Here is a 21,171-nt window from a genome sequence, read left to right on the forward strand (position 1 = left end):
GACCTCGGCGACGCCCGGTCCGGTCGGCGCGAAGGCGCGCACGGTCAGCTCACCGCCCCGATGGTTGCGCGACGCTCCGGTTACGGCGGGTGGCGGAGGAGGTGGCGGAGGCCGTACCCGGCGTTGTTCTTGATAATGGAGGGTATGCCTGCACTCCGGAGCGATCAGTGGTACGCCGGCTCGGACCGCAACGCCTACCTGCACCGCGCGTGGATGCGGCGCGGGGCGCCGGACTCGGCGTTCGAGGGACGCCCGCAGATCGCGATCGCCAACACCGCCTCCGACCTCACCCCCTGCAACCGGCATCTGGACGAGGTCGCGGCGAGCGTCGCCAACGGTGTCTGGGAGGCCGGCGGGGTGCCGCTGAACCTGCCGGTCGTCTCGCTGGGGGAGACCCAGGTCAGGCCGACCGCGATGCTCTGGCGGAACATGGCGGCGATGGCGATCGAGGAGATGATCCGGGCCAACCCGGTCGACGGGGTGGTGCTGCTCGGCGGCTGTGACAAGACCATCCCGGCGCTGCTGATGGGTGCCGCCTCGGTCGACCTGCCGGCGGTGGTGGTGCCCGGTGGCCCGATGCTGACCGGCACCTTCCGGGGTGCGCCGCTCGGCTGCGGCACCGACGTGTGGCGGCTCTCCGAGGAGGTACGCGCCGGCACGCTCTCCCCGGAGGGCTTCCTCGACTCCGAGTCGTCGATGATCCGCAGCCGGGGCCACTGCAACACCATGGGTACCGCCTCGACGATGGGCCTGCTCGCCGAGGTGCTCGGGATGACCCTGCCGGGCACGGCCGGCCTGCCCGCCCCGGACAGCCGGCTACTGGCCCGCTCGCACGCCACCGGCAGGCTCATCGTGGAGATGGTGGCGGAGCAGCGCCGGCCGAGCCAGGTGCTGACCGGGGGGTCCTTCCGGAACGCCGTCGTAGCCCTGGCCGCGCTCGGCGGCTCGACGAACGCGGTCGTGCACCTGCTGGCGATCGCCGGCCGGGTCGGCGTGCCGATCACCCTGGACGACGTGGACCGGCTCGGCAGCGGCGTACCGCTCCTGGTCGACCTGCAACCGGCCGGCCGCTTCCTGATGGAGGACTTCCACCGGGCCGGTGGGCTGCCGGCCGTGCTCAACCAGGTCGCCGACCTGCTCGACGCGGCGGCGCCGACGGTGACCGGCCGGCCGATCGGCGACTACCTCGCCGGCCACGAGATCACCGATCCGGAGGTGATCCGGAGCCGGGCCGCGCCGCTGATGCCGGAGGCCGGCATCGCGGTGCTGCGTGGCAGCCTCGCTCCGGCCGGCGCCATCATCAAACCCGCCGCGGCCTCGCCGCGGTTGCTGCGTCACCGGGGTCGGGCGGTCGTCTTCGACTCGGTGGAGGACCTGCACGCCCGACTCGACGACCCTGAGCTGGACGTCGACGCCGACTCGGTGCTGGTGCTGCGCGGCTGCGGGCCGAAGGGCTATCCGGGGATGCCGGAGGTGGCGAACCTGCCGCTGCCGGAGAAGCTGCTCCGCCAGGGCGTACGCGACATGGTGCGGATCTGCGACGGACGGATGAGCGGCACCGCGTACGGGACGGTGGTGCTGCACGTGGCGCCGGAGGCGGCCGCCGGTGGTCCGCTCGGCCGGGTACGCACCGGCGACCCGATCGTGCTCGACGTGCCGGCGCGCCGGCTCGACGTGGACGTTCCCGCCGACGAGTTCGCGGCCCGCCCGCCCGGCGAGGCGATGGCGGGCGCGTTCGCCCAGCCGGCGCGGGGCTGGGAGCGGCTCTACGTCGACACGGTGCTCGGCGCCGACACCGGGGCGGACCTGGACTTCCTGGTCGGCGCCAGCGGTGACCAGGTGGCCCGCGAGTCGCACTGACCGGTCGCAACCGCGGCCGGCCCGTGATCGACTCCATCGGCCCGGCGGAGGAATCCGCCGGGCCGATGGGCCGCCCCGGTCGCGGCGGCCGGGCGCCGAACTGGGGATAGCTGCGCGGGCGCAGGACGTCCGTTCGCGTCCCGGGGCCCGGTCAGCGGGGCGGGCCCTCGCTGGGGTCCTGCTGCTAGCGGTAGGTGATGTCGGAGCTGGAGTAGATGCAGTTGGTGCCGTCGGCGCCGGTGCCGACCTGGGTCGGCTCGTCCCCGTCGTCGTTGCCGTTGTACTTGCGGCAGATCACCATCGACCGGCCGGAGTCGTTCACGACGGTGACGCCGGTGAACCGGGCGGTGTCGCCGTAGTTCACGTTGATCCCGGCGACGGTGTTGCCGGGGCGGGTCAGCGTGACGTTGCGGATGACGACGTTGCGCCGGTGCTGGGTCGAGCAGTTGCCGCAGGAGCGGTAGAAGGTGCCGAAGTTGCTGGCCTGGAAGTTCTGGATGGTCAGCGTGCCGGGTCCGTTGTGCTGGAAGACCTTGTCGCTGGCGCTGCGCGCGCCGCCGCCGTCGACCAGGAAGCTCGGCGAGCCGCTGCCCCGGAAGGTGGCGGCGTCCTCGCCGACGTCCTCCCACCAGACGTTGCGCAGGGTGCAGGGCCCGTCGCAGTGCACGCCGTCGCCGGCCGGCGCGCCGATGATGACGTTCTGCAGCGTGGCGCCGGAGGCCAGCCGGAACATCGGGTCCTGGCTCTCCTCCTGGCTGCCGTCGCCGATGCAGCAGTACCGACGCATCCCGCCGTCCAGGGTGCCGGAGACCGAGATGGTGCCGTTGACCCCGACCTGCCCGGTCGGGGTCGGCCAGGAGCCGCTGGGTGGCGGGTTCGTCGGTGGCGTACCGCCGCCGCCGACCGCGACGAGTCGCCACTGCTGGTTGTAGCCGTCCAGGTCCGCGAACTGGGCGATCCGTGCGCCGTCGGCGGTCGACCACTCCCAGACGTCCAGGGCCTTGCCGCTGTGCCGGTTGATGAACCGGACGTGCCCGCCCTCGGAGTCGGCAAGCCGGAAGTGCTGCCGGGTGTTGTTGTTGTCGGTCATCTGGACCAGCGCGGTGCCGTCGTTGGCGTTCGGCAGCTCCAGCACCTTGCCGCTGTGCACCGACCGGATCCGGTAGTAGCCGCTGCCGGCGTCGACGAACCGCCACTGCTGCACGGCGAGGTCGTTGCGGGCGAACTGGACGATCGGGGCACCGTCGTTGGTGGCCCACTCGTAGACGTCGAGCGCCTTGCCGCTGTGCCGCGAGACGATCACGTAGTTGGTGTTGGTGTCGACGGTCGCGGCCGAGGCGGTGTCGACGTCGACCACGCCGATCGTTGCCACGGTGGCGAGCGCGGTCGCACCGGCCAGGACCGTTGCCCGCCAGCGCCGGGCGGCGGGGCGGCGGGCGACGCCTGTCGCCGCCGCTGCGGAGCGTGTCATGGAAGAACCTCCGGGGAGCGTGGGGTGGTGGTGGGTGCTGGGAATGCGCTTTCCTGCTGCCGGACTGTAGTGGACGCATCGACGATCGTCCAGATAACGGAAATTGCCGTGGGCTTCGTCCCCCGGGCCGGGGCGGGGCGGCGTCGCCGGGAAGGTACCTGATGGACGGAGAAACGCGATCTGAGCAGTTGGAGCGGTCTGTGCTGCGGATTGGACAGTGGCGGTTGTCCCGTGGCGGTGCCGTCGCATAGCGTCCCTGTCGATGCCCGGGTCTCCGCGCGGATGCGCCGGGTGACGACATCGCGGTGGACGTGCGGAAGGGGAGGGGCCGTGCAAGGTCGAGCAGGCAACGGGGGGATGGGACGGGCAGGCGGGAGGCGGCGCGCGCTGGCGGCGTCGGTTCCGGTGCTGCTCGTCGCGGCAGCCGGGATGGCGGTGGTCGGCGGTGCCGAACCGGCGACCGCCGACAGGTCGGCCCGGTTCACGCCGAGCGAGCGGGACTACTACATCAACTACGTCGAGCCCAAGGCCGAGCGGCAGAGCGACGGCCGGGAGGTGACGGTCGACGGCGGCAAGCGCAAGGTCAAGCAGGCGACGCCGGACCCGGTCGCCGCGTACGGCCGCAAGTTCTCCGAGGGCAATCCGATGGCGGCCCGGGGCCTGGCCAGGACCGAGGCAGAGGCGATCCGGACCGGAAAGAACCCCCGGCACATCCGCTACAAGAAGGCGGACGAGACGCAGGTCGCCAAGCTGCTGACCATCCTGGTCGAGTTCAACCCCGACGCGGACGACGACTTCACCGGCGTGATGGTGCCGCAGGCGACCTTCGACGACGCCACCACGCCGGAGAACGAGCGCGAGTGCGTCCCCGGCAGCGTCCAGAACGGCCCGCTGCACAACAACATCCCGAACCCGGCCAGGGCCTCGCACCCGGACAACAACTCGATGTGGGTGCCGGACTTCTCCACCGATTTCTACAACAAGATGCTCTACAGCAAGCAGGGCATCACCGAGCGGGTGCGCACCGACCTGCGTGGGCCGGACGGCCGGCGCGGCATCGACCTTCGTGGCTACACGATGCGCAACATGTACCTGGAGATGTCGAAGGGCGCCTACACGGTGGACGGCCAGGCGACCCCGTGGGTCACCGTGCCGCACTCCGAGGCGTGGTACGGCGCCGACACCTGCACCCTGGTCGACGGCGTCTGGGTGGCCGGGGCCAGCCAGGACATGAACGGGCACCCCGACAACCCCACCGGCCCGAGTGCGCTCGGCGTCGACGCGGTCGACGTGCTGGCGGCGCAGGATCCGGACTTCCCCTGGGCCGACTACGACATCGAGGACGTCGCGGACTCCGACGGCGACGGCAACTTCAACGAGCCGGACGGGGTCGTCGACCACCTGGTGCTGGTGCACGCCGGTGAGGACAAGTCCGGTGGTGGCGGCGCCGAGGGGCCGTACGCGATCTGGGCGCACTCCTCGGCCATCGTGCCCGGGTACACCATCCCCGGCACCGACAAGATGATCAGCAACTACATCGTGCAGCCGGAGGACTCCGGCGTCGGGGTCTTCGCGCACGAGTACGGCCACGACCTCGGCCTGCCGGACCTCTACGACATCGCCTCCGGCGGCGACTCGGACGTCGACTTCTGGGACCTGATGTCCTCCGGCTCGCACACCGGTCCGATCTTCCAGGGCATCCCCACCCACATGGGTCTCTGGGACAAGTTCGTGCTCGGCTGGGCCGACCCGGCGATCCTCAACCCCGGCGACGACCCGGCCAGGCTGAGGGTCGGGCAGACCTCCCGTACGCCGGTCGGCACCGAGGACGGCGTGCGGGTGAACCTGCCGACCAAGCAGATCACCCTCTCCACCCCGCACAGCGGCGAGGGTCAGTGGTGGACCAACAACGACCAGTCCTGGGCCGACGTCCGGCTGAGCCTCACCCTCGACGTGCCGGCCGGCGGCGACGTGCGGTTCTGGCTGTGGAACAACTACTCCATCGAGGAGGACTGGGACTTCGGCTTCGTCGAGGTCTCCACCGACGGCGGCGCGAGCTGGGCGGAGCAGAAAATCTTCGACTCCGCCGGCAACCTCGTCTCCACCGACGACGGTTACCCGGACCCGAACGGCCGGATGCACGACTACGGCGACAAGAAATACGGGCTGACCGGCAGCACCGGCGGGCAGTGGCGGCACGACTACGTCGACCTGACCGGCTTCGCCGGCCAGACCGTCCAGGTGCGGCTGCGCTACGCCACCGACGCCGGCTTCGAGGACACCGGCTGGTTCACCGACGACTTCTCGGTGACCGCCGACGGCGCCACCGTCTGGTCCGACGACGTGGAGAGCGGCGCCAACGGCTGGACGGCCACCGTCGGCAGCTTCACCAACACCACCGGCACGGGCTGGTCCATCTCGCCGGGCGAGTTCAGCTACGCGCACTACTACCTCGCCGAGTGGCGCAACCACGACGGCTTCGACGAGGGCCTGAAGTACGCGTACCAGACCAACTACCTGCGTGACGGCGCGTGGAAGGTGACCCGGGTGCCGTACAACGCCCCGGGAATGCTGGTCTGGTACCGGGACACCAGTTACGGCAACCTCAACCTGGTCCTCAACAACCTCTTCGACCCACCGAGTATCGGCAGCAAGGGCGGTCTGCTGATCGTGGACTCGCACTTCGACCCGTACCGCCGGCAGGGCAGGGCGGCGGCCAAGGATCCGTCGGCGCTGGACAACCTGCCGTCGCGTCCGCAGTCGTCGAACGCGGCGTTCGGCTTCGGCCGGACCTATCCGTTCACCGAGTGCTACGAGGCGCCGAACGAGCCGTTCAGCGCCTACTGCACGAAGTTCGGGTCGCAGTCGGGGGTCAGGTCCTTCACCGACCGCAAGGGCTGGTACCCGGGCATCGAGTACCGGCCGGATCTCGACCCGGAGAGCCCGCTCTTCTTCCGCGACCCCGACGCCTCCGTCGTGGTGCCGTCGGAGGGGAACGCGCCGTACTCGGTCCGGATCGTCGACAAGAACGGCCGGCCGGCGCGGAGCCAGTACGGCATCGACCTGGGGGGCGGGGTCGTGACCGGCACCGGCAACCCGGGCGACGCCGGGGTGGCCTTCGGCGTCCGCTTCGACCTGCTCCAGCCCGGCCCCCGCAACCAGTGGGCGGTCGTGCAGGTGGTGCCGCCCGCGGCACCGTAGCCGACACCGGGCAGGTCGGGAGCACCGACTCGGGGCCGTCGCCAGCACCCGCTGGCGGCGGCCCCGCACCTTTCCGGCTGGAGGGGCATCCGCGTTCGTGCGATTGATCTTGATGTCGACAGCTAGCATTACGGGATAATTGCACGCAATCCGCTTCCCCTCCTCGGAGGTGCGCGTGACCACGACCGGCCGACGGCGCCCGACACCGGCGGACCCGAGCCCGGAGCCGCTGCCGGCCGCCCAGACCCCGAACGGGACGTACCGGGATCTGCCACCCGACCTCGGGCCGGACGCGGTCGGCGTGCTCGACGGGTTGTCGTTCATGCTCTCCGACGCGAACGGGGATGTGCCGCCCGGCTCGATCGGCGGGCTGGTCCACGAGGACACCCGCTTCCTGAGCCGCTGGCAGCTCTTCGTCAACGACACCCGGCCGCTGCTGCTCGGCTCCAGCGTGGTCGACCCCTACTCGGCGGCCTTCTTCCTGGCCAACGCGGACCAGCCCGACCTGCCCGCCAACCGGATCGGTATCCGCCGGCAGCGGTTCGTCGGCGAGGGCCTCTACGAGCGGATCGAGGTGCAGTCCTTTGCCAACGACCCGGTCCCGATCGAGCTGAGGCTGGCGGTCGGCGTCGACTTCGCCGACCTTTTCGAGATCAAGGAGAAGCTCAAGGACCGTTCCGGACAGATCGCCCGGAGGCACGCTCCCGATGGATCCCGGCTCGGCTTCGCCTACCGGAACGGGACCTTCACGGCCGGTGCGGAGGTCCGGGCGACACCGGCGGCGAGCCGGATCGACGGCGACGACCTGGTCTGGGAGCTCGTCCTCGGCCGGGGGGAGAGCTGGACGGTGGAGCTGCACGTGCCGCTGCGCTACAGGAAAATGCACGTGGTGCCGACCCGTCGGGACTTCGGCGAGGTGTTCCAGCCCGACGGCGGCACCGACGCGACGAGCCGGTGGCGGGCCGGCAAGCCCGACATACACGCCGACTCGGACGTCATCTGCGACGTCTACCACCAGTCCGTCGACGACCTGGTGTCGATGCGGGTGGAAAAGGAGATCGCGGGGCAGCGGATCGTCGTCACCGCCGCCGGGCTGCCCTGGTTTCTCACCCTCTTCGGGCGGGACGCGCTGGTCACCGCCTACCAGGTGCTTATTGTTGGTACGGAACTCGCCCGGGGCACGCTACTTGCCCTCGCCGCACACCAGGCGACCGATCTGGACGACTTCACCGACCGGGAACCGGGCAAGATGCTGCACGAATACCGTAGCGGCGAGTTGACCCGGCTCGGCATCAAGCCGCACCAGCCATACTATGGCGCCGCCGACACCACGCAGCTCTGGCTGGTGCTGCTCTCCGAGTACTGGCGCTGGACCGGTGACGACCAGCTTCTGCACGACGTGCGGGACAACGCGTACGCCGCGCTGCGCTGGATCGACGAGTACGGCGACCTCGACGGCGACGGCTACGTCGAGTACGCCACCCGCTCCAGCCAGGGGCTGGGCAACCAGTGCTGGCGGGACTCCTGGAACGGGGTGCAGTCCGCCGACGGGACGATCCCGGTGCTGCCGATCGCGACCTGCGAGATCCAGGGCTACACGTACGACGCGAAGTTGCGGCTGGCCGAACTGGCCGACGGCCCGTACGCGGACCCGGGTCTGGCCCGGCGGCTGCGCGCGGAGGCCGCCGCCCTCGCCGAACGGTTCGACCGGGACTTCTGGATCGAGGAGCGGGGCGGCTACTACGCCCTCGGGCTGGACGGCGACAAGCGGCCCATCGACTCGATCACCTCCAACATGGGGCATCTGCTCTGGAGCGGGATCGTGCCGGCGGAGCGGGCCGGTGCGGTGGCCCGGCAGCTCATGTCCGACCAGCTCTTCTCCGGCTGGGGCGTGCGCACCCTCTCCACAGGGGACCGTGGCTACAATCCGATCGGCTACCACCTGGGCACCGTCTGGCCGCACGACAACTCGCTTGTCGCGCACGGGCTGGCCCGGTACGGCTTCCGGGCCGAGGCGAACCGGATCATCGAGGCGATGCTGGAGGCGGCCCGGCACTCGGTCAACCGGCTGCCGGAGGCGTTCTCCGGATACGACCGCTCGTTCGGCCGCAAGCCGGTGCCGTACCCGACCGCCTGCAACCCGCAGGCCTGGGCCAGCGCCGCGCCGCTGCTCTTCCTGCGGACGATGTTCGGCCTGGAGGCCGGCGAGGGGCGGTTCGCACTGGACCCGGACGTTCCCGAGCGGTTGGGGCGGATCCAGCTCAGCCGGGTGCAGGGCTTCGGCCAGCGCTGGGAGATCGAGGTGAACGGCCGGCAGGGACACCTGCGACCGGTTCCCTGACCGGCACCTCCGCCTACCCGCCGCGACGGTGGTGCGGGTGGGGCGGTGCCGGGTCCCGGTCCAGCGCGGCGCGCAGCAGCGCGACCGCCGGCGGGATCTCGGCGTCGGCGATGTTGCCGTACCCGAGAACCAGGGCGGGCGCACCCTCCCGCCGTGCCCGGTAGGCGTCCAGTTCCGTCAGCCGGAGGCCGACCGCCGCCGCGGCGGTCACCACCGCGGCGGTGTCGGTGCCGACCGGCAGGTGCAGCAGGATGTGCAGGCCGGCGGCGGTGCCCGCCACCCGGCCCTCCGGCACCCGGGCGGCCAGCTCCCGGACGAGCAGGTCACGGCGGGCCCGGAAGCGCCGCCGGGCGGTGCGCAGGTGCGTGTCGTACCAGCCGCGCTCGATGAAGGTGGCCAGGGCGAGCTGGTCCAGCACCGGCGGCGGCGCCGCGACGGCGTTCGCCGAGCGGAGCACCGGGAGCAGGACGGGCGGCGCCACCATCCAGCCCAGACCCAGGGCGGGCGAGAGTGTCTTGCTGACCGAGCCGACGAGGAAGACCCGGCGCGGATCCAGACCCTGCATGGCCGCGATCGGCCGGCGGTCGTAGCGGAACTCGGAGTCGTAGTCGTCCTCGACGACGTACCCGTCGGCCGCCCGCGCCCAGTGCACCAGCTCCGCGCGCCGCTGTGCGGAGAGCATCGCCCCGGTCGGGAACTGGTGCGCCGCACCGACCACCACCGCCCGGACCGGGTCCCGGCGCCGCAGGTCGTCCGGGCGTACGCCGTCGGCGTCCACCCGGACCGGGTGGACCCGCAGGCCGGCACCGGTCACCGCCTCCCGCAACCGTCCCCACCCCGGATCCTCCACCGCCACGTCGGTGATCCCCTCGGCGCGCAGCGCCCGGCAGATCCGGAACAGCCCGTCGGTGATGCCGGCGCAGACCGCCACCGACCCGGGCTGCGTCTCGGCGCCGCGGGACCGGCGCAGGTACTCCGCGATCGTCCGGCGCAGCCCCGGGTGGCCGGCCGGATCGGGCAGGCCGAGGTCGTAGCGGGCCGCCGAACCGGTGACCGAGTGCACCGCCTCGGCCCAGCGGCGGCGGGGAAAGGCCCGCAGGTCCGGCAGGCCGGGAGCGAGGTCGTACCGGACCGGGGGTTGGGCCGTTGCCGCACCACCGGGCCGGCGCGGCGGCGGGCTCTGCGGCGACCACGAGACCCGGGTGGCCGAGCCGACCCGGGCGGCGAGGTAGCCCTCGGCGACCAGTTGCGCGTACGCCTCGGTCACCACCCACCGGGAGCAGCCCAGCTCCTCGGCGAGCGCCCGGCTCGGCGGCACGGCGGCACCGGCCGCGAGCCGGCCGTCCCGGATCGCGGCGCGCAGTGCCCGGGTCAGCCGGCCGTGCAGCGGACCCCGGCCCGGCGCGCCGGGATCGACCTCCAGCAGCGTCGCCCAGGCAGAATTGGTCTGGAAATCTGCCATGGAATTGGAGCGTACCGCCCATCCGATCGCGCCGTAACGTCGCGGTCATGACCCACGACATCGCGCTCGGCGCCATGAACTTCGGCACGGTCCAGGACGAGCGGCGCTCCTTCGAGATCCTGGACCACTTCGTCGACGCCGGCGGCACCTGGATCGACACGGCCAACTGCTACGCCTTCTGGGAGCATCCGAGCGGCTTCGGCGGGCAGAGCGAGGCGCTGCTCGGACGCTGGCTGGCCCGGCGGCCGGGCGTACGCGACCGGATCAGGATCAGCACCAAGGTGGGCTGCGAGCCGACCGTGGCCGGCCGGTTCCCGGAGAGTGCGGAGGGGCTCTCGGCGGCGGTGATCAAGAGCGGGATCGAGGGGAGCCTCCGCCGGCTCGGCACCGACCACGTCGAGCTCTACTGGGCACACAAGGAGGACCGCCGTACGCCGCTGGAGGAGACCGTCGGCGCCTTCGACGAACTCGTCTCGGCGGGCCTGGTGGGGGCACTCGGCTGCTCGAACTTCGCCGTCTGGCAGGTCGAGCGGGCCCGGCAGCTCGCCCACGCGGCCGGGCGGACCGGGTTCACGGCGGTGCAGCAGCACCTGACCTACCTGCGACCCCGCCCCGGCACCCGGCCGAGTGTCGTGCACCGGTTCGGCGCGGTCAGCGACGAGGTCGTCGACTACCTGGAGTGCCATCCCGAGATGAGGCTCTGGGCCTACACACCACTGCTGGCCGGCCGGTACACCCGGTCGGACAGGCCCCTGCCGGCGGAGTACGACCACCCCGGCACGCGGCGGCGGCTCGCGGTCCTGGACGAGATCGCCGCGGAGACCGGCACGACGCGCAACCACGTGGTCCTCGCCTGGCTTACCGGCGGGCATCCCGCCGCCACCCCGATCGTCGGGGTGAGCACGGTCGAGCAACTGGGGGAGGCGATGGCCGGGGCGGCGCTGGTGCTCACCGCCGAGCAGCGCGAGCGGCTCGACGCGGCGGCATGACCGGCCCGGCCATCGCCTCCGCCTCCGCTTCTGCCGCCCGCCGCCGGCCGGCCCGATGTCGTGGCCGAGGACCGCCGCACCCGCCCGCGCGGGGCCGCGCGGGGCCGCGCGGGGCCGCGCGGGGTGGACGTTGTTAGGAAGGGCCCCCGCTACAACAGAAAACGATATGCGGGGGCCCTTCCTTGCACTTCGCATGTCAGGCGTTGGCGTCGGGGTGTCGGTCGCGGGGGTGTGAGTCAGCCGAGCGACAGCACGGTGTAGTGGTCGAGCCGGTCGACCGTCGCCGACAGCCGGCCGTGCCGGCAGGAGGACGGCGGCGTCCGCGTACCCGGGAAGTCGGGGGAGACCATCGCGATCCGTCGGGGGCAGGAGGGCAGGTCGACGCCGACAGTGACGCCGGTCTGCGGGATGATGCCCCGGTCGTAGTTGTGGTTGACCAGGTGCAGTGTCCGCGCGCCGCTGCCGCGTTGCACGAGCAGGCTCGCCGAGACGTTCCCCGTGCCGACCCGTACGGCCGGTGATCCGAGGTCGTTGTCGCGGTAGAGCCGCTGGTGCTGCTTGTAGAACCCGGTGTAGGTCCGGAAGAAGTCGAGCAGCCCCAGCTCCTCGGCGGTCGGGCTGCCGACCGTGTCCCTGAGGTGGAACGCCGGGAAGATGCCGTTGGCGTACGCCTCGGCGCCGAAGATCTGCCAGTAGTCCTTCTGCTCGGCCAGCGGCAGGTTCAGGTAGTCGGTCATCATGTCGGTCGGCCAGTCGATGAAGACCGCCACCGGCACGTCACCGGCGATCGCCCGGCTCTGCTCCTTGAGATACCGGTAGTTGGCCTGCAACGACCTGGCGCCGTCGAGGTGGCCGTCGACCACCGGCACGTAGTCGGCGCCCCGGTGGTCCGGCGTCTGCTCGTCGGGGTTCCAGGGGTACATCCCCACGCTGTTGAAGTCCACGTACGGAAACAGCCCGTTGGAGCTGATCAGCAGGTGTCGGCCCGTGGTCCGCCGGGCGTACGCCCGCAGCTCGTCCACCATCTCCTTCCAGTACCGCCGCAGGTAGCTGACGGTGAAGGAGTGGTCGTCGGCGTACATCCGGTTGGCGGTCACCCGCCCCCACTCGCCGGCCAGCGGGTTGGCCGGGGTGAGCGGGTCGAGGTTCCACCCGTTGGCCCGCAGGTAGTGCCGGTAGTTGAAGTTGCGGCTCAGGTCGTCGGCGGGGACGTCGGACCGGACGAGGTTGTCGTCGGTCATGCCGAACCGGGACGTCCAGTCGGCCGTGGTGAAGCCCGGATACTTCGCCAGGAGGTAGCGGTTGAAGTCGGCCACGGCGTAGTCGTCGAAGCCCTCGTTGCCGTTGAAGCCGTACTTCTGCCCGCCACTGAACCCGGCGTTCACCTCGTCGAGGTTGATCCCGTCCACGCCGCCGTCGATCTGGATTCTGGCCCAGTCGAGCAGGTACGTCCGGTACGCCGGGTTGAAGATGTTGCCCCGGCGTGCCGGAATGGGAAACCCCAACTCGTCGTGCGGCACCGGGTTGTTGTCGGCGTCGCGCGTCGACATGTCGTCGAAGATCTCGGTGCTGGCGAAGTCGTGCGGAAAGATGACGCTCGCCGTCCCGCTGCCCATGAACGTGATGCCCCTGGCGTGGTAGCGCCGGATCTGGGCGAAGTTGTAGTCGGTCGCCTCGTCGCCGTTGGTGGACCACTTGCCGATGGCCCGGATGGTCACGTCCGGGGCCACCTCGTAGACCTGCGGATCCTCCTGGTCGACGTTGGACTGGCTGAACCCGTAGACCGTGAAGTCCGCCGGCCGTGCCCGGCCGGCGCTCTGCCCGGCGGGCGGGTCGAGCGGCACGTCGCGGGACCAGGGCGCGGCGGAGGCCGGTGCGGGCTGCACGGCCAGCGCGAGCGCCAGCACGACGGCGCCGGATGACCGGCGCGCCCATGTCGATCGTCGTGACATGTCGCTCCCTTGTGGGCCGGCCCGGCCGTCGGACCGGCAGGCAAGCACCGTGAGCATATGCCCGAGACATCGATACACAAAGATGTCGGGTGCCGGTGGGAGGTGATGTCGACTACGACCCGGCCGGGCAGTTCTGGCTCGTCCGGGCGACGGTGTATTCGGCGTCGTCGTGGGTGATGCCGGAGGGCGCGCCGTCGAAGTAGGTCTCGACCTTCTGCCAGCCCCGGCGCTGCTCGTAGTGCAGGTGCGGCGCGCCGGAGTTGCCGGTGCTGCCGACCCGCCCGATCTGCTGGCCCTGGGCCACCCGCTGACCGACCCGCACCAACGGCTCCTCCAGCAGGTGCAGGTACTGCGTCTCCCACCGGCCGCCGTGGTCGATCTTCACCCAGTAACCGCCGCCGCGTCCGCGCGGACCGTCCGGATTCTCCGGGGTGCGCCCGCCCAGCGACCCGTTGATCCCCGCCACCGTGACCCGGCCGGCGTAGGAGGCCAGCACCGGCCGCCCCCACGCCTCGCCCTCGGTCGGGAACAGGTCGACGTCGTAGTCGTCGTGACCGGGATAGGTGCCGAGTTGCCAGGTCTCGCCGCAGGCCACCGGCAGTTGGAAGAGCGGGCGCGGGCCCGGCGGCCGCAGTGCCAGGGCGACGACCACCGCCACGGCGAGGAGGACGACCGACGTGGTGACCGCGAGCAGGATCCAGAGGGGGCGGCGGCGCCGGGAACGGTGGCGGGTGCGGCTGCTGTACGGATGGCCGGTCGTCACCGTTCCGATCATGGCAGACGGCGGCAACACCGCGCCGACGAGATCGGCGAGACGGAGGTGCCGGTCGAGGAGATGCCCCGGCTGATGACGGCGAGGGTGTCAAGAGGGCCGATTTGACTCCACCGGCGTCGACTAGCCTGCATGTGACCACAAAGTTTCGTCGGAACAATCGAAAGTCTGTTCAGATTGAGCAGAAGCGGCTAGCCTCGCGGAAAGCCTCCACCGAGAGCCGAGGTACGCGATGGTCCGACGCACCGCACCGCGCCTGCTCGCCGCCGCCGTCCTGGCCCTCGTCACCGCTCTTCCCGGTCTCCTCGCCCCGCAGCCGGCGTATGCACACGGACAGCTCGCCGTCGCCACGCCGGCCGACGGCGGCACGCTTGCCGAACCCGTCGACGCGGTCTCGCTGGCCTTCACCGAGCAGCCGGTGCCGTTCGCCTACTTCACCGTGACGGCGCCGAGCGGAGCGCGGGTCGACCGGCGCTGGTCGACCGCTGGTTCGTTCCGGCTCGAGGAGCCGGTGCGCGAGTACCACCGGGTGGACGGCGTCTGGGAGCCCCGGCTCTACCACGTCGGTTACCCGGTGAAGGTTCCGGTGGCGTACTGGCCGGAGCGGGGACGGTACGTGGTGCGGTACCGGACCGTCGCCTCCGACGGTGAGGAGGTACGCGGCCAGGTCCGGTTCACCTACACCGGCACCGCCACGCCCGCGCCGGCCGGCTGGCAGGTCCCCACCGACCAGCCCAGCCCGGAACTGCTCGCCGCTGCCGCGCAGGAGCGGCCCGCCGTCGAGCCGTCGGCTCCGGCATCGGGGACGGCGACCACCGGGAGCGCTGCGGCGCCGCCGGACGAGGGAATCGACACCTCCGTGTGGCTGGTGCCGCTGCTGCTGATCGCCGCGGCGGCCGTGCTGATTCTCCGCGTCGCCCGCCGCCCGGCCCCGGCCCCCGCCGCGAAGCCCGCCCGCCGCCCGACCCCCGCCGCGAAGTCGGCCCGCCGCCCGGCCACTGCCAACCGCCGCAGGCAACGCTGAGCAAACCCGGAGACCCCACCATGATGCTGCTCCGTCCCGGTCGGCGCCGGTCGGCGTACGCCGTCGTCGCGCTGCTCGCCCTGCTCCTGATCGGACCGACGGCGTGCGGAAGCGATGCGCCGGCCGCGACCGGCACCCGGGAGATCGTCGTCTCCATCGCGGGCGGCACCGTCTCCCCGGCACCGGCCCGGATCGAGGTCTCCCGTGGCCAGAACGTCCGCATCACCACCACCAGCGACGTCGCCGACATGGTGCACGTGCACGGCTACGACCTGGCGGTGACCCTGCGGCCCGGGGTCGCGGGCACGATCGACTTCGTCGCCGACCGCGACGGGCTCTTCGAGGTCGAGACGCACGGCCAGGAACTGCAACTGTTCCAACTGGTCGTCCGGTAGCCGGCGTTGTGGCTCGCGCACGGCGTCGGCGGGCGCCAGGATCTGCCCATCCCGCTGGGTCTGGCGCTGGCCGGCGCCCTGGCCGCCCTCGCGGTGTCCTTCGTGGCGCTGGGGGCGCTCTGGCGCGCGCCACGGCTCGGCACGGATCTCCGCGGGGCCAGGGCGCTGCCGGCGCCGGTCCAGCGGCTGGTGACCGCGCGGGCGTGGCCCTGGACGTGGCGGCTGGTCGGGCTCGCCGCGACCGCCTACTTCGGGCTCGGCTTCGCCGGTCCGGACACGGCCGAGAATCCCACGGCCGGGGTGGTCTACGTGCTGTTCTGGGTCGGCCTGCTGGCGCTGTCGCTGCTGTTCGGCCCGGTCTGGCGGGGCCTCAACCCGCTGCGCACCCTGCACCTGTTGGGCTGCCTGGCGCTGCGCCGGGATCCACGGCGCGGGGTGCGTGACCTCCCGGCCGGGCTCGGCTACTGGCCGGCGGCGGGCGGGCTCTTCGCGTTCGTCTGGCTCGAACTGGTGGCGCCGCACCGGGTGAGCCTGCCGGTGATCGGCGGCTGGCTCGGGGCGTACGCCGCGGTCATGCTCGCCGGAGCGGCCGTCCACGGGTCCCGGTGGTTCGACCGCGCGGACGCGTTCGAGGTCTACAGCGCGGTCGCCGGCCGGCTGGCCGTGCTGGCGCGGCGCCGCGACGGCCTACTGGTCTGGCGCCACCCCTTCGACGGGATCGCCGGGCTGCGACCGGCACCGGGGCTGGTCGCGTTCGTGGTGGTGCTGCTCGGCTCCACCATGTACGACAGCCTCTCCAACGCCCCGCTCTGGGTGCGCCTGCTCCAGACCGGCTGGGCACCGGGGCCGCTGCTCGGCACGGCCGGGCTGGCACTGGTGATCGGTGTGGTGCTCGCCGCCTACCTGGGCGCGACCGGCCTGGCGGCCCGACTCGGCGGCCGGTCACCGGGCGACTGTGCCGGCGAGCTGGCCCATGCGGTGGTGCCGGTCGCCGTCGGCTATCTGGTCGCGCACTACCTCACGCTCTTCGTGCTGGAGGGGCAGCGCACCCTGGCGCTGCTCTCCGATCCGCTCGGGACCGGAGCGGACTGGCTGGGCACCGGCTCGTGGCAGGTCCGCGCGCTCGGGACCTCACCGGCCGGGACGGCGCTGCTCCAGGTGACGGTGATCGTGATCGGTCACGTTGTCGGCACGCTCCTCGCCCACGACCGGGCGCTGCGGCTCTTCGATCGCCGGAGTGCGGTTGTCGGCCAGCTCCCGCTGCTGGCGTTGATGCTCGCCTACACCTGCGCCGGGCTGCTGCTGCTCTTCGCCGCGTAGCCGGCCGTCCCGCCATCGCCACACATAGCCCTGCGCCGATTGACAAAGTTGTGGCTCCAAACTTAGTGTCGGCTTCCCGGGGGCGGTGTGCGCACGCCCGCGCCCGCCCTCCGCACCCCGCCGCCGTCCGGGCGGCCGAGACCCAGCCGAGGAGAGCCGTTGTGAGTGTGCAGAGCGCGTTGCGTAGGGCCCGGTGGCGGGTCGGCCTGGTGGCGGGCGCCGCGGCCGCCCTACTGGTCAGCGGGATGACCGTGGCGATGAGCGCGCAGGCCGCCGCCGGCTGCCGGGTGGCGTACGCGACGTCGGCGCAGTGGCCGGGCGGCTTCACCGCAAACGTCCAGGTCACCAACCTCGGCGACCCGATCAGCGGCTGGAGCCTGGTCTGGACCTTCCCCTCCGGGCAGCGGGTGACCCAGGCGTGGAACGCCGAGGTCACCTCCTCGGGCGGCCGGGTGACCGCGACCAACGTCAGCTACAACGGCGCGCTCGGCACCAACGCGACCGTGTCGTTCGGCTTCAACGGCTCCTGGACCGGCACCAACACCGCACCCACCTCGTTCGCGCTCAACGGTGTCACCTGCACCGGCAGCGTCGGCGGCCCGACGAGCGGCCCGCCGACCACACGTCCGCCGACGACCCCGCCGCCGACCACCCGGCCGCCGACCACGCCGCCCCCGGCCGGCAACGCGATGGCCGCGGTGGCCGCGATGCAGCCGGGCTGGAACCTGGGCAACTCGTTCGACGCGGTCGGCGCCGACGAGACCGCCTGGGGCAACCCCCGGGTGACCGAGGCGCTGCTGAACAACGTCCGGGCACAGGGCTTCAACAGCATCCGGATCCCGGTCACCTGGAGCAACCACCACGGCGCGGCGCCCAACTACACGATCGACGCCGCCTGGCTCAACCGGATCCGCGAGGTCGTCAACTGGGCGCTCGACGACGGCTTCTACGTGATGATCAACCTGCATCACGACTCGTGGCAGTGGATCAACACCATGCCGACCGACCGGGGAGGCGTGCTCAACCGCTACAACGCGCTCTGGACGCAGCTCGCCGCCGCGTTCCGCGACGCCCCGCCCCGGCTGACCTTCGAGAGCGTCAACGAGCCGCAGTTCACCGGCAGCTCCGGTGACGCCCAGAACGCGGAGCTGCTGCACGAGCTCAACACGTCGTTCCACCGGATCGTGCGCGGCTCCGGCGGCGGCAACGCCACCCGGCTGCTCGTACTCCCGACCCTGCACACCTCGGCCGACCAGGCCCGGGTCGACGAGCTGGTCAGCACCTTCAACGCCCTGAACGACCCCAACCTGATCGCCACCGTCCACTTCTACGGGTACTGGCCGTTCAGCGCGAACGTCGCCGGTGGCACCCGCTTCGACGCCACCGTCCAGCAGGACCTGGTCGACTCGTTCGACCGCGTGCACAACGCCTTCGTCGCGCGCGACATCCCGGTCATCATCGGCGAGTACGGGCTGCTCGGCTTCGATCGGCACACCGGCACCATCCAGCAGGGCGAGAAGCTGAAGTTCTTCGAGTACCTCGGCTACTACGCCCGGCAGCGGCGGATCACCACCCAGCTCTGGGACAACGGGCAACACTTCGGGCGCACGTCGTTCCAGTGGAGCGATCCGGAGCTCTTCGCCCAGATCAGGTCGAGCTGGACCACCCGCTCCGGCACCGCGTCGAGCGACCAGGTCTACGTGCCCCGGACCGGCGCGATCACCAGCAAGAGCCTGACGCTCAACCTGAACGGCACCACCTTCAGCGGGCTGCGCCAGGGCAGCACCGACCTCGCCAGGGGCACCGACTACACGGTCTCCGGCAACACCCTCACGCTCACCGCCGCCGCCGTGACCCGGCTGGTCGGCTCCCGGGCGTACGGGGTCAACGCCACCATCCAGGCCCGCTTCTCCCAGGGCGTGCCGTGGCGGATCAGCATCATCAGCCATGACCCGCCCGTGCTGTCGAACGCGACCGGGCAGACGGGTTCGTTCGGCGTACCGACGCAGTTCCGGGGCGACCAGCTCGCCACCATGGAGGCAAAGTACGCCGACGGCAGCAACGCCGGCCCGCACAACTGGACATCGTTCAAGGAGTTCGACGTCGCGTTCGCCCCGGACTACGACGGTAACTCGATCACCCTCAAGCCGGAGTTCTTCGCCGAGGTGAACGACGGGCAGCGGGTCACCCTCACCTTCCACTTCTGGAGCGGCACGACCGTCACCTACCAGGTCACCAGGTCGGGCAGCACCGTCACCGGCACGACGGCCTGAGAACCGGGCCGCCGGTGCCGTGGTCCGGCCCACGGCACCGGCGGTCGCACCGGCCCGTCGCGACGACCTCACCGCCGTTGTCAGGCCCCTTTGGCGCCACCGGCGATCGCGGCCCGCAGATCGGCACAGGACTGCTCCGTGATCCGGCCGAGACGTTCGACGGCGTCGACGGGCAGGCCGCGCTCGACGGCGGTCCAGGAGATCCACGCGCCGGCGACCTCCGGCAGCAGCCGGGCCACCTCGGGATCGGCGGCGGCATCGGTGGCCAGCGCCGGCAGGCCGAGGATGGCCTGAACGCGGCGCGGGCCGAGCTGGAGCGGGTGGCAGGCGGCCTGCTCGACGAATTGTGTGACCAGCAGGTCGAGCGCCCGGTCCGTCGCGTCGTCGCCGGGAAGCGCGGACGCGGCACCGGAGGCGAGGAAGCTCCGCTTCAGCAGTTCCAGCTCCACCGTGCCGGGAAAGGACTCCGCCGGCACCGGGGCGTCGGCCAGGGCGCGGGCCCGGGCCAGGGTCAGGGCCCGCATCTTCCGGTACGCCCTCGGCACCGGCCGGGGCTGGTACTCCCGATTCTCGATCAACTCGTCGGAGGTGGCGACGGCGTCCTCGAAGAGCCGGCGGGCGTACGCCGGGTCGAGCGGCTCGCCGACGAATCCCTCACTGACCGGGGTGAGCACGGTCTCCAGCCATTCGGCCGGGCGCGTGCCGAGGGTCAGCTCCCGGAAGAGTCCCCCGCCGAGGGTGCGATCGATCATGGCGAGGATGCCGTGCTCGTCGGCACCGTCGTAGGAGAACGCGCAGAGCACGATCGCGGTCTCGTCGAACGGGTCGTGCGCCCACCAGCAGCCGTCGACGCGTACCCGGCCGATCTGATCAACCCAGGGCGGCTCCGGCAGCCCTTCGGCGACGAGTTTGTCGGCGTAGGTGCGGGCGAGTTCGCGTTGGGTGTCGACCGTACTCATCGCGGCGAAGGCGCGCAGGGCCGCCACGGCGGTCGGCTTCCGCCGCCGGCCCAGCTCGTGGATGACCTCGCCGTCGCGCTGCATCGCGGTGGCCAGCGGCAGGGTGAACCCCTCCGCGTTCTCGTACGCGAGCAGTTGGGTCATTGCCTCTTCTATCGACCACGGCGTGCCGTTGGCCTGGATCGTGAAATTCCATTCCAGGAAGTCTGCGCTCGAGGAGGTACCACCGATGTTCTGGAAGGCGTCGCCCATTGCCGAATTGTCGCAGCCGACCGCTTGTCACGCACCGCCGAAACGCCCGGTCCGGCCGTCGGCATCCGTGAATCCGGGCCGGCGCTCCGGGCCGGAACTTTTCCGCATCGGCGGACGACTATCTCTGCGGGCCGGTGTGCGGTAGCCGCCGGCGCGTCGTAGCCACCACCGTCGAGGGAGCAGCTGATGGATCGTCGAGACGTCCTCCGCGCCACGGTCGTCGCCGGGGCGGCCGCGGGTGGAGCCGCGGCGCTGTCTTCGGGCGCCGCCGCGTCCCCGGCCGTCACCCCCGACCGGCCGCTGCGGGTCCAGGTCGTGATGTACGACGGTGTCGAGGAGATGGACGCCATCGGCCCGATCGAGGTCCTGGGCCTGGCGAAGGGGATGGGCGGGGCCATCACCACCAGCATGGTCACCGTCGACGGTGACCTGCCGATCACCGGCTTTCACGGCACCGAGCTGGGGCCGGTGGGGCGGTGGGCGCCGCGCGGGGCGGACGTGTTGCTGGTGCCGGGAGGCGGTTACCGGCGCGTGGACGCGCCGGGGGTGGCGTACGAGATCCAGCGGGGTGTCGTGCCCGCCGCGATCGCCGCCGCCCGGCGGCGCGGGTTGACCCTCGCCGCCGTCTGCACCGGGACCATGCTGCTCTCCGCGGCCGGGCTGACCGCCGGCCGGCCGTGCATCACCCACCACGGTGCCGTCGAGGACCTGCGTGCCCAGGGCGGTGTCATCACCGAGGCCCGGGTGGTCGACGACGGTGACCTGGTCACCGCCGGTGGCATCACCTCGGGGCTGGATCTCGGCCTCTGGCTCGTCGAGCGTTTCCTCGATGCCGATCTTGCAGTCCGCATCGAGAAGGTTCTGGAGTACCAGCGGCGCGGCACCGTGTGGCACCGCTGA

At 71.8% G+C, this 21,171-nt stretch carries 14 protein-coding genes; 9 read left to right on the forward strand and 5 right to left on the reverse strand.

Annotated features, from left to right (window positions below; genetic code table 11):
- Positions 1-144: 144 nt before the first annotated feature.
- Positions 145-1,860 carry an IlvD/Edd family dehydratase gene (locus tag ACN27G_RS10480; protein ID WP_421492593.1) on the forward strand — a complete coding sequence of 572 codons (1,716 nt, stop codon included), beginning with the start codon at positions 145-147 and terminating at the stop codon, positions 1,858-1,860.
- Positions 1,861-2,044: 184 nt separating this feature from the next.
- On the opposite strand, the gene ACN27G_RS10485 is transcribed toward ACN27G_RS10480, so the two are convergent.
- Positions 2,045-3,331: a pectate lyase gene (locus tag ACN27G_RS10485; RefSeq protein WP_421492594.1), complete on the reverse strand. Its 1,287-nt coding sequence runs from the start codon at positions 3,329-3,331 to the stop codon at positions 2,045-2,047.
- Between the two features lie 357 nt (positions 3,332-3,688).
- Here ACN27G_RS10485 and ACN27G_RS10490 point away from each other — a divergent pair, with 357 nt between their 5' ends.
- Complete coding sequence (locus ACN27G_RS10490) at positions 3,689-6,532, forward strand: immune inhibitor A domain-containing protein (protein WP_421492595.1); 2,844 nt, start codon at positions 3,689-3,691, stop codon at positions 6,530-6,532.
- A gap of 175 nt (positions 6,533-6,707) precedes the next feature.
- On the forward strand, positions 6,708-8,873 hold the full coding sequence (locus ACN27G_RS10495) for a glycogen debranching N-terminal domain-containing protein (protein ID WP_421492596.1): 2,166 nt from the start codon (positions 6,708-6,710) through the stop codon (positions 8,871-8,873).
- Between the two features lie 13 nt (positions 8,874-8,886).
- Here the strand turns inward: ACN27G_RS10495 and ACN27G_RS10500 are convergent, their stop codons facing one another.
- A complete protein-coding gene (locus ACN27G_RS10500; protein ID WP_421492597.1) occupies positions 8,887-10,335 on the reverse strand; it encodes a PLP-dependent aminotransferase family protein in 1,449 nt (482 codons plus the stop codon).
- 47 nt (positions 10,336-10,382) lie between these two features.
- On the opposite strand from ACN27G_RS10500, the gene ACN27G_RS10505 reads away from it, so the two are divergent.
- Entirely contained in the window at positions 10,383-11,324 is a 942-nt protein-coding gene (locus ACN27G_RS10505) for an aldo/keto reductase (protein WP_421492598.1), read from the forward strand.
- A gap of 236 nt (positions 11,325-11,560) precedes the next feature.
- On the opposite strand, the gene ACN27G_RS10510 is transcribed toward ACN27G_RS10505, so the two are convergent.
- Positions 11,561-13,276, reverse strand: a complete 1,716-nt coding sequence (locus ACN27G_RS10510; protein ID WP_421492599.1) for a hypothetical protein — start codon at positions 13,274-13,276, stop codon at positions 11,561-11,563.
- Between the two features lie 112 nt (positions 13,277-13,388).
- On the reverse strand, positions 13,389-14,039 hold the full coding sequence (locus ACN27G_RS10515; protein ID WP_421492600.1) for a M23 family metallopeptidase: 651 nt from the start codon (positions 14,037-14,039) through the stop codon (positions 13,389-13,391).
- A 241-nt stretch (positions 14,040-14,280) separates the two neighbouring features.
- Here ACN27G_RS10515 and ACN27G_RS10520 point away from each other — a divergent pair, with 241 nt between their 5' ends.
- From ACN27G_RS10520 to ACN27G_RS10535, 4 genes are all read left to right on the forward strand, one after another.
- Positions 14,281-15,072: a copper resistance CopC family protein gene (locus tag ACN27G_RS10520; protein ID WP_421492601.1), complete on the forward strand. Its 792-nt coding sequence runs from the start codon at positions 14,281-14,283 to the stop codon at positions 15,070-15,072.
- 20 nt (positions 15,073-15,092) lie between these two features.
- On the forward strand, positions 15,093-15,467 hold the full coding sequence (locus ACN27G_RS10525; protein ID WP_421492602.1) for a hypothetical protein: 375 nt from the start codon (positions 15,093-15,095) through the stop codon (positions 15,465-15,467).
- A gap of 6 nt (positions 15,468-15,473) precedes the next feature.
- Positions 15,474-16,787 carry a hypothetical protein gene (locus ACN27G_RS10530; RefSeq protein ID WP_421492603.1) on the forward strand — a complete coding sequence of 438 codons (1,314 nt, stop codon included), beginning with the start codon at positions 15,474-15,476 and terminating at the stop codon, positions 16,785-16,787.
- A gap of 245 nt (positions 16,788-17,032) precedes the next feature.
- Positions 17,033-19,060, forward strand: coding sequence for a cellulase family glycosylhydrolase (locus ACN27G_RS10535; RefSeq protein WP_421497290.1), 2,028 nt, complete (start codon positions 17,033-17,035; stop codon positions 19,058-19,060).
- 80 nt (positions 19,061-19,140) lie between these two features.
- Here the strand turns inward: ACN27G_RS10535 and ACN27G_RS10540 are convergent, their stop codons facing one another.
- Positions 19,141-20,271 (reverse strand): hypothetical protein, encoded by a 1,131-nt coding sequence (locus tag ACN27G_RS10540; RefSeq protein ID WP_421492604.1) that lies wholly within the window; start codon positions 20,269-20,271, stop codon positions 19,141-19,143.
- Positions 20,272-20,457: 186 nt separating this feature from the next.
- Between ACN27G_RS10540 and ACN27G_RS10545 the strand changes: the two genes are divergently transcribed.
- A complete protein-coding gene (locus tag ACN27G_RS10545) occupies positions 20,458-21,171 on the forward strand; it encodes a DJ-1/PfpI family protein (RefSeq protein WP_421492605.1) in 714 nt (237 codons plus the stop codon).

It is taken from the genome of Plantactinospora sp. WMMB334, assembly GCF_049179095.1.
Taxonomy (GTDB): domain Bacteria; phylum Actinomycetota; class Actinomycetes; order Mycobacteriales; family Micromonosporaceae; genus Plantactinospora.